Genomic DNA, 6,311 nt, shown 5'->3' with positions numbered 1-6,311 from the left:
GAACGGGCTCTAACAACCTTGAATATACTTGCATCACTCACTCTCCGTCTTCGTTTCGCGTACAGAGGTCCAAAATGACAACGCTCACCAAGGCTCTCCCGACCCATCTCGAAGAGACCCGCATCGACTCCGAGAAGCTGCGGACCGTGCTGATGCTGTGCGCCGCCACGGCGTTCGGCTTCATGCTTCACGCCAGCTACGGGCTTGATCTCAGCTACGCCTTCTTCTGATTGGATCGGCCCGCCGAGGCAGGGCGGCGGGCTCTTCATTGCCGGACGCGATTGGCGTCCTCCCGGCTCGCGGGGTCTTGGACATCACCCCGCGCGTCGCCTCTTCCACAGCGCTGCGCACGCCGCGCGACCGAGTTGACAGGTGCTCGCCGCCTCAGGCTCGATCGCGTTTTTGCACAGCCTGGACGCGGCGCTCCCACAATTTCGCCGCGACCACGCGACACGCTGAGGATGTCGAGACTTGCGGTTATCGAAACTTGCGGTTGCTTGAGGACGAGTAGCGTCATGCGTTCGCCAGTGTATGATCTCTATCAGATGAAGCAGGACCGTCTCCCGAAGGGAGCCCGTTCGGCATGGCTGAGGACGCGGCCGAACGAGCCGCCGCCTGCAGCCGACGACTGGGTCTTCGTCGGCAAGGAGCGCCACCCAAGCCGGTGGACGATCGCCGAGATGAACGAGAAAGGCACCTGCTATCGGGAAATCCCGATCTGGCTGTCGAGCCGGCGCAGCATGATGGCGACGGGCCAGGCCGACAGCAGCGTGCACACGCCGGCGGCCTGACCGCCGCGCGCATATCCTTGGTGCGGGTCTCGGCGCGAGTGTTGGTGCGAGTCTTGGCCCGCGGCCAATCAAGTCCGCGTCAGGACAGCTGGACGCCGTAGTAATCGTCGACCTTGCGTCCGGTCGCGAGATCGCCCCAGTCCCACTCGCGCTCGTCGGCATATTTCGGGGCGCCGCGGAGCTGATCCTGGGTCACGGCCGTCACGTAGCCGCCGAGCTGCGTGTCGTATTTCAGCGACGGCCAGGGCAGCGGATAATGGTCGTTGCCGAGCCCGAGAAAGCCGCCGAAGGCGAGCACCGCATAGGAGACGCGGCCGCTCAGCTTGTCGATCATCACGCGCTCGATCGTGCCGATCCTGTTGCCGTCGGCGCCATAGACCGCCGTGCCCTCGACCTTGTCGCTGCCGATCAGATTGCCATATTCGCTCTGTTCGAGCATCGCCGTATTCGTCATGGACATGTCGTCCTCCTTCTTTCAGGACCCAAAGCTCAGCGCCCCGATCATTTCGATTCGGCGCCCTCCTCCGGGTGCCGCGTGGCCTCGTGGGACGGCGAGGTCGTGGTCGTCGTCTGGTGTGCACGCTGCGCGCGCTCCTTGTCGGCCGGCTGCTCCTCGCCGCGTCCTGTTCGGACAATTCCCTGGCTCTCACGATCCATCGGACACTCCTTCGGTTGATATCAATGCAGCACGTCGAGCGGCACGCGGCAGATCTCGTCGCCCTCCTCGTTGGTCACCAGAACCGCATAGTCCTGGTGACGCAATTCGGGATGATCCTGGATCAACTGGCGTGCGATCACGTCGGCCGAGTCCATTGCCTCGACGTCGCCGGGAAGCTCGACGTAGCGCTCGCCCGCCAGCGTTTCGCTGTTCGTCAGATCAAAGTGATAAAACGGCATCTGTCCTGCCTGAGCTCTGCTCGGCCGATCGCGGCCGCATTGTTCCAGCCGGTTCGCAAGACATCGGCTGTCGCATCGTCGGACGACGCACGCCGCCAGCTTTCGTTCCCCGGAACCGCCTGGTGAGCCAAAGCGCCGCAACAGTGGGGCGCCGGACCCGCAGGAGGCGGCTCATTTCGCGACTTCCTGACGAAACGTTCGCCGCGGTGGCTTGTTGGTTGCGACCATCACAGGAGAGACCGCATGGCCGACGACCACAACGCTTCGATATCCCGCCGTCAGATGGTCGGCGGCACGGCGACATTTGCAGCGGCCTCGCTCACCTCAGCCGCAGCGAAAGGACGAGATACGACGGCCGTAGCTTCCACACCCGAGCAGCTGACCGACCCGACCCAGAATTACCCGAAGCCGCCCTTCGAGCAGCAATCGCAGCCATGGCCCGGCCTCGCCAGCAAGATGTCGCCCCGTCCCGATCACGGCGAGACCAGCTACAAGGGATCCGGCCGCCTCGCCGGCCGGAAGGCGCTGATCACCGGCGGCGACTCCGGCATGGGACGCGCCGCGGCGATCGCCTTTGCCCGCGAAGGCGCCGACGTGGCCATCAACTATTATCCGACCGAAGAGCCGGATGCACAGGAGGTGATCGCCCTGATCCAGGCCGAAGGGCGCAAGGCGGCCGCCATCCCAGGCGATCTGCGCGATGAGCGCTTCTGTCAGGACCTCGTGCAGAAGGCCGTCGAGGCGCTCGGCGGCCTCGACATCGTCGTCAACAACGCCGCGCGACAGCAGACGCGCCCCTCCATCCTCGACGTGTCGTCGGAGGATTTCGACGCGACGATGAAGACCAACATCTACGCGCCGTTCTGGATCATCAAGGCCGCCCTGCCCCACCTCAAGCCCGGCTCGGCCATCATCGGCACGTCGTCCGAACAGGCCTATGATCCCTCGCCGGACCTGTACGACTACGCGCAGACGAAGGCCGCAACGATGAACTACGTCAAGTCGCTGGCCAAGCAGCTCGGCCCGAAGGGCATCCGTGTCAACGCTGTCGCGCCGGGGCCCATCTGGACGCCGCTCCAAGTGTCCGGCGGCGCCACCATGGAGAAGTTGCAGAAGTTCGGCGGACAGACGCCGCTCGGCCGTCCGGGGCAACCGGCGGAGCTGGGATCGATCTATGTCCAGCTGGCCGCAGCGGACGCGAGTTATGCCAATGGCCAGGTCTACGGCGCGGCCGGAGGCTCCGGACAGCCATGACCGGGCGCAGCCGACTAGATGCGGGTGACGGGTTGCGGAAGCACATAGGCCTCGGTGTGAACTTGGCGGATGGTGGTGAAAGCCGCCGCCGCCGAGGCGACGCTGAACGCTGTCAGCAAGGCAATCAATACAATACGTGGAGTCATCCCGCGTCCTCCATGATCGACGCTTAGTCCCGGAGTGAGCCTGCCATTCGAGCTGATACAGGCGTCATTTCACCGTCGAGCCAGTCCTGTTCGAGCGCGAGTGCGCGCCAGCCCTGGGCCATGCGCGTATAGCGACGAGATGCCGGATCACTCTCGGCTCGCTCTGCAAGATGCAGGCAGTTGTCGGCGTTCTCTCTGAAGATGTCTGACTGTTTCATGCAAATGAGTTGGGAGCCGTACCGAGCAGCCGCAACAGGGTTACGCGATATTAATGTGGTTCGGACAAGGGATCTCCGAACTGTTTCGCCGCGGACCGCAAAGCGCGCGACAACTCGCCATTCCTTGCTCCCGATCAGGAGCCGCCACGCAGCGCCGGTTCTGATCCTGCTGCGCTGGAGATCTGACGCCGCCATTGCTTTCGGGCATCTTATCGCGGCCCTGACCGCCATTGTCGTCGCGACCGCCCGAGGACGACGCGCCGCTTCCGCTTGGATTTTGCCCGGGGGCGCCCCCGGGGGGAGCCGAGCGCGGATTGGCGGAACTTGCGGCAGGGTCGCCGACCACCGATCCTGGTCGGCTCGGCCCGCCGGACTGAGCCGGCACTGCCGACGGCATGGCGATCAGGACGCTCGCCAAGCTCAACGCGACTTGTGGTCTCATCAGCCTCTCCTTCCGGAACGAGCCCGCTGTAGCACACGCAACGGCGACTCCGCTGGTTCCAACCGATGGCGCAAGGATCACGACGCCCGAAACTAATTTGGAACCAATGCGGGCAGATCGAGTTGAGCCGCTTGTGCCAGCTCCAGGCGGTTCCATTCGGTTGGCGACGCTGCATGCGGCTTGATTTGATGGGTTGCCGCGGCTTCTATGCCGCGACCTTATTGAGACTCGGAATCTTGTAGTCGTTACGACTCGGGGGAACTTGATGAGCGATCTCGACACTGCTGAGAGCCCGCTGCCGATGCGGCAAGGTTCCCATCGTAACGGCAATGGCACGGGCGCGGCGGACGTAAGCCAGGACCTGCTGCGTGCTCTTCAGGCGATGCGCTCTGGCGATTTCTCGGTGCGCATGGGCGGCGACTACCTGGGCATCGACGGCAAGATTGCCGACACGTTCAACGAGATCATCGCAGCCAACGAGCGCATGGCCCAGCAGTTGGAGCGTGTCGGCCAGGTTGTTGGGCGCGAAGGCAAGACGCGGCAGCGGGTCAGGTTCGGCATCGCCAGCGGATCCTGGGCCGACATGGAAGGTTCCATCAACACGTTGATCGACGATCTGCTCTGGCCGACCCGCGAGGTGACCCGCGCCGTCGCGGCGGTGGCTCAGGGCGACCTGCTGCAGACCGTTAAGCTCGACATCGACGGCCGCCCCCTGGGCGGCGAATTCCTCCAGTCGGCGACCATCGTCAATACGATGATCAAGCAGCTCAGCGTCTTCACCTCCGAAGTCACGCGCGTCGCGCGCGAAGTCGGCACTGAAGGCAAGCTCGGCGGCCAGGCGCAGGTTCCCGAGGTGACCGGCGTCTGGAAGGACCTGACCGAGAGCGTCAACTCGATGGCCAACAATCTCACCGGCCAGGTCCGCAACATCGCCGAGGTGACGATCGCCGTCGCCAACGGGGATTTGTCAAAGAAGATCACGGTCGACGTTCGCGGTGAGATCCTGCAGCTGAAGGAAGCGATCAATACCATGGTCGACCAGCTGCGCTCGTTCGCCTCGGAGGTGACGCGCGTCGCGCGCGAGGTCGGCACCGACGGCAAGCTCGGCGGCCAGGCGATCGTGCCGGGCGTTGCCGGCACCTGGAAGGACCTAACGGATTCCGTCAACGCGATGTGCGGCAATCTCACCGCCCAGGTCCGCAACATTGCCAACGTGACCACAGCCGTGGCGCGCGGCGACCTGTCGCGCAAGATCACGGTCGACGTGCGTGGCGAGATCCTCGAGCTGAAGGACACCATCAACACGATGGTCGACCAGCTCAACGCCTTTGCTTCGGAAGTCACGCGCGTCGCCCGCGAGGTCGGCACCGAGGGCAAGCTCGGCGGTCAGGCCCAGGTGCCGGGCGTCGCCGGCACGTGGAAGGACCTGACTGACAACGTCAACTTCATGGCCTCGAACCTGACGGCACAAGTCCGCAACATCGCCGACGTCGCGACCGCAATCGCGAGCGGAGATCTGTCGAAGAAGATCACGGTGAACGTGTCGGGCGAGATCCTTCAGCTGAAGGAAACGCTGAACACGATGGTGGATCAGCTCAACGCCTTCGCCGGCGAAGTCACCCGCGTCGCCCGCGAGGTCGGCACCGAGGGACGGCTCGGCGGCCAGGCCAATGTGCTCGGCGTCGCCGGCACCTGGAAGGACCTCACCGAGAGCGTCAACTCGATGGCGTCGAACTTGACTGCGCAGGTCCGCAATATCGCGGAGGTGACCACGGCCGTCGCCAACGGCGACTTGTCGAAGAAGATCACCGTCGACGTGCGCGGCGAGATTTTGGAGTTGAAGGACACAATCAATACGATGGTCGACCAGCTCAACGCCTTCGCCGGCGAAGTCACCCGCGTCGCCCGCGAGGTCGGCACCGAGGGCAAGCTCGGCGGCCAGGCGATGGTGCGCGGCGTCGCCGGCACCTGGAAGGATCTCACCGACAGCGTCAACTCGATGGCCTCGAACCTGACTGGTCAGGTGCGCAACATCGCCGAGGTCGCGACCGCCGTGGCCAAGGGCGACCTGTCGAAGAAGATCACGGTGAACGTGTCGGGCGAGATCCTTCAGTTGAAGGAAACGCTGAACACGATGGTGGATCAGCTCAACGCCTTCGCCGGCGAAGTGACGCGCGTGGCGCGCGAGGTCGGCACCGACGGCAAGCTTGGCGGCCAGGCCGAGGTGCCCGGCGTCGCCGGCACATGGAAGGACTTGACCGACAGCGTCAACTCGATGGCCGGCAACCTGACGGCGCAGGTCCGCAACATCGCCGAGGTGGCCACCGCCATCGCCGGCGGCGACCTGTCACGCAAGATCACGGTCGACGTGCGCGGCGAGATCCTGAGCCTGAAGGAAACCTTGAACACGATGGTCGATCAGCTCAACCGCTTCGCGGGCGAGGTGACGCGCGTCGCGCGCGAGGTCGGCACCGAGGGACGGTTGGGTGGCCAGGCAAACGTGCCGGGCGTTGCCGGTACGTGGAAGGATCTCACCGACAGCGTCAACTCGATGGCCGGCAAT

The 6,311-nt window shown here is 64.6% G+C and carries 9 protein-coding genes; 4 read left to right on the top strand and 5 right to left on the bottom strand.

Annotated elements, in window-relative coordinates; genetic code table 11:
* Window positions 1-74: 74 nt before the first annotated feature.
* Both BRAO375_RS38095 and BRAO375_RS18750 read left to right on the top strand, forming a co-directional pair.
* The gene (locus tag BRAO375_RS38095) at window positions 75-230 is read left to right on the top strand and encodes a hypothetical protein (protein WP_009029033.1); all 156 of its coding nucleotides are present in this window, start codon (window positions 75-77) and stop codon (window positions 228-230) included.
* 285 nt (window positions 231-515) lie between these two features.
* Window positions 516-791, top strand: a complete 276-nt coding sequence (locus BRAO375_RS18750; protein ID WP_009029032.1) for a hypothetical protein — start codon at window positions 516-518, stop codon at window positions 789-791.
* A gap of 79 nt (window positions 792-870) precedes the next feature.
* On the opposite strand, the gene BRAO375_RS18745 is transcribed toward BRAO375_RS18750, so the two are convergent.
* The 3 genes from BRAO375_RS18745 to BRAO375_RS18740 are packed head-to-tail and all read right to left on the bottom strand — an operon-like array spanning window position 871 to window position 1,688.
* Window positions 871-1,251: a PRC-barrel domain-containing protein gene (locus BRAO375_RS18745; RefSeq protein WP_009029031.1), complete on the bottom strand. Its 381-nt coding sequence runs from the start codon at window positions 1,249-1,251 to the stop codon at window positions 871-873.
* A 41-nt stretch (window positions 1,252-1,292) separates the two neighbouring features.
* Window positions 1,293-1,448: a hypothetical protein gene (locus BRAO375_RS38090; RefSeq protein WP_175345336.1), complete on the bottom strand. Its 156-nt coding sequence runs from the start codon at window positions 1,446-1,448 to the stop codon at window positions 1,293-1,295.
* Between the two features lie 21 nt (window positions 1,449-1,469).
* Window positions 1,470-1,688 carry a DUF6894 family protein gene (locus BRAO375_RS18740; protein ID WP_009029030.1) on the bottom strand — a complete coding sequence of 73 codons (219 nt, stop codon included), beginning with the start codon at window positions 1,686-1,688 and terminating at the stop codon, window positions 1,470-1,472.
* Between the two features lie 243 nt (window positions 1,689-1,931).
* Between BRAO375_RS18740 and BRAO375_RS18735 the strand changes: the two genes are divergently transcribed.
* Window positions 1,932-2,942 carry an SDR family oxidoreductase gene (locus BRAO375_RS18735; RefSeq protein WP_009029029.1) on the top strand — a complete coding sequence of 337 codons (1,011 nt, stop codon included), beginning with the start codon at window positions 1,932-1,934 and terminating at the stop codon, window positions 2,940-2,942.
* Window positions 2,943-2,956: 14 nt separating this feature from the next.
* Here the strand turns inward: BRAO375_RS18735 and BRAO375_RS38885 are convergent, their stop codons facing one another.
* Both BRAO375_RS38885 and BRAO375_RS38595 read right to left on the bottom strand, forming a co-directional pair.
* Window positions 2,957-3,088: a hypothetical protein gene (locus BRAO375_RS38885; protein WP_283806081.1), complete on the bottom strand. Its 132-nt coding sequence runs from the start codon at window positions 3,086-3,088 to the stop codon at window positions 2,957-2,959.
* 23 nt (window positions 3,089-3,111) lie between these two features.
* Window positions 3,112-3,306 (bottom strand): hypothetical protein, encoded by a 195-nt coding sequence (locus BRAO375_RS38595; protein WP_083842499.1) that lies wholly within the window; start codon window positions 3,304-3,306, stop codon window positions 3,112-3,114.
* A gap of 707 nt (window positions 3,307-4,013) precedes the next feature.
* Between BRAO375_RS38595 and BRAO375_RS18730 the strand changes: the two genes are divergently transcribed.
* Window positions 4,014-6,311 (top strand): HAMP domain-containing protein (locus tag BRAO375_RS18730; RefSeq protein ID WP_035641058.1); only part of this gene is annotated, 2,298 nt, incomplete at its 3' end.

This window comes from Bradyrhizobium sp. ORS 375, assembly GCF_000239775.1.
Taxonomy (GTDB): Bacteria; Pseudomonadota; Alphaproteobacteria; order Rhizobiales; family Xanthobacteraceae; genus Bradyrhizobium.
Note: the sequence above shows the minus strand (reverse complement) of the source record. Positions and strands in the feature narration are given on the sequence as shown.

Excerpts from the sequence above, each read along its gene's own strand:
- BRAO375_RS38595 (WP_083842499.1), bottom strand. The coding sequence starts at position 3,306 with ATGAAACAGTCAGACATCTTCAGAGAGAACGCCGACAACTGCCTGCAT.
- BRAO375_RS38885 (WP_283806081.1), bottom strand. The coding sequence starts at position 3,088 with ATGACTCCACGTATTGTATTGATTGCCTTGCTGACAGCGTTCAGCGTC.
- BRAO375_RS18740 (WP_009029030.1), bottom strand. The coding sequence starts at position 1,688 with ATGCCGTTTTATCACTTTGATCTGACGAACAGCGAAACGCTGGCGGGC.
- BRAO375_RS18735 (WP_009029029.1), top strand. The coding sequence starts at position 1,932 with ATGGCCGACGACCACAACGCTTCGATATCCCGCCGTCAGATGGTCGGC.
- BRAO375_RS38090 (WP_175345336.1), bottom strand. The coding sequence starts at position 1,448 with ATGGATCGTGAGAGCCAGGGAATTGTCCGAACAGGACGCGGCGAGGAG.
- BRAO375_RS18745 (WP_009029031.1), bottom strand. The coding sequence starts at position 1,251 with ATGTCCATGACGAATACGGCGATGCTCGAACAGAGCGAATATGGCAAT.
- BRAO375_RS38095 (WP_009029033.1), top strand. The coding sequence starts at position 75 with ATGACAACGCTCACCAAGGCTCTCCCGACCCATCTCGAAGAGACCCGC.
- BRAO375_RS18750 (WP_009029032.1), top strand. The coding sequence starts at position 516 with ATGCGTTCGCCAGTGTATGATCTCTATCAGATGAAGCAGGACCGTCTC.